Origin of the sequence: Acinetobacter sp. 18QD2AZ41W (genome assembly GCF_009829025.1) — a bacterium.
Taxonomy (GTDB): Bacteria; Pseudomonadota; Gammaproteobacteria; order Pseudomonadales; family Moraxellaceae; genus Acinetobacter; species Acinetobacter pseudolwoffii.
This window is the reverse complement of sequence record NZ_WURP01000055.1, coordinates 1-1,146: the sequence shown is the minus strand read 5'-3', so window position 1 is coordinate 1,146 and position 1,146 is coordinate 1. Positions and strand designations below refer to the sequence as shown.

General features: G+C 46.9%; 1 protein-coding gene. It reads left to right on the top strand.

Going from position 1 to position 1,146, the window contains the following annotated elements; translation table 11 throughout:
• Position 1: 1 nt before the first annotated feature.
• On the top strand, positions 2–1,146 hold a 1,145-nt coding region (gene tuf / locus GVV58_RS15215; protein ID WP_159139023.1), incomplete at its 3' end, for an elongation factor Tu.

Here is a 1,146-nt window from a genome sequence, read left to right as displayed (position 1 = left end):
CATGGCTAAGGCTAAGTTTGAACGTAATAAGCCACACGTTAACGTGGGCACAATTGGTCACGTCGACCATGGTAAAACAACTTTAACAGCTGCGATTGCAACTGTATGTGCGAAAAAATTCGGTGGCGAAGCGCGTGATTACGCTGCAATCGACTCTGCACCAGAAGAAAAAGCACGTGGTATTACAATTAATACTTCACACGTAGAATACGATTCTCCAACTCGTCACTACGCTCACGTAGACTGCCCGGGCCACGCCGATTATGTTAAAAACATGATTACTGGTGCTGCTCAGATGGACGGCGCGATCCTTGTATGTGCTGCGACTGATGGTCCTATGCCACAGACTCGTGAACACATCCTGCTTTCTCGTCAGGTAGGTGTACCTTACATCGTTGTATTCTTGAACAAATGCGACCTTGTAGACGACGAAGAGCTTCTTGAGCTGGTTGAAATGGAAGTTCGTGAACTTCTTTCTACTTATGACTTCCCGGGCGATGACACTCCAGTAATCCGCGGTTCTGCACTTGCTGCACTTAACGGTGAAGCTGGTCAGTATGGCGAAGACGCTGTTGTTGCACTGGTTGAAGCACTTGACTCTTACATTCCAGAGCCAGAACGTGCTATCGACCTTCCATTCCTTATGCCAATTGAAGACGTATTCTCAATCTCTGGTCGTGGTACAGTAGTAACTGGCCGTGTAGAGACTGGTATTGTTAAAGTAGGCGAATCAGTTGAAATCGTTGGTATTCGTGATACTCAAGTAACTACAGTTACTGGTGTTGAAATGTTCCGTAAATTGCTTGACGAAGGTCGTGCAGGCGAGAACTGTGGTGTTCTTCTACGTGGTACTAAGCGTGAAGACGTACAACGTGGTCAAGTATTGACTAAACCAGGTGCGATCAAGCCACATACTAAATTCGATGCGGAAGTATACGTACTTTCTAAAGAAGAAGGTGGTCGTCACACTCCATTCCTTAACGGTTACCGTCCACAGTTCTACTTCCGTACTACGGACGTAACTGGTGCGATCGCGCTTAAAGAAGGCGTGGAAATGGTTATGCCTGGTGACAACGTTGAGATGTCAGTAGAGCTAATCCACCCAATCGCAATGGACCCAGGTCTACGTTTTGCGATCCGTGAAGG